We start from the raw sequence: 509 nt of genomic DNA, 5'->3' as shown, positions 1-509 counted from the left end.
TGATTGCGAAGATCACCGCTCATAGAGGAGCTTGGACCCGCCATGACCGTGACGAAGATTAGGACGGACGTCTCTGCAGTCAAAGAGTTGTTGAGGTCGGACAAGGAGTTCCTGAAGCCGCTGATCCAGGGTGCGGTGCAGGAAATTCTCGAAGCCGAGATGACGGAGACGCTGGGTGCGGAGAAAGGCGAGCGCAGCGAGGGACGGCTTGGCTATCGCTCCGGCTACTATCCCCGCTCGCTGATCACCCGGGTCGGCAAGATCGAGCTGAAGGTGCCGCAGGACCGTCAGGGGCGGTTCTCGACCGAGCTGTTCGAGCGCTACCAGCGCTCGGAGAAGGCGCTGGTAGCGGCCTTGGCCGAGATGTACGTGCAAGGCGTCTCGACGCGGAAGGTCAAGCAAGTCACCGAAGAACTTGTGGGGCATGCGTTCTCGGCCTCGGCGATCAGCGCCATCAACAAACGGCTGGATGCGTCGCTGAAGGCGTTTTGCGAGCGCAAGCTCAAGGA

1 protein-coding gene is annotated in these 509 nt (G+C 61.1%); it reads left to right on the top strand.

Annotation, left to right across the window (positions count from 1 at the left end; all coding sequences use genetic code 11):
- Positions 1-42: 42 nt before the first annotated feature.
- A partial coding sequence (locus tag AC5ZG1_RS44230; RefSeq protein WP_496136546.1) for a transposase occupies positions 43-509 on the top strand: 467 nt, incomplete at its 3' end.

Source organism: Bradyrhizobium sp. Leo78 (assembly GCF_059512425.1).
This window is presented reverse-complemented; position numbering and strand designations above follow the sequence as displayed.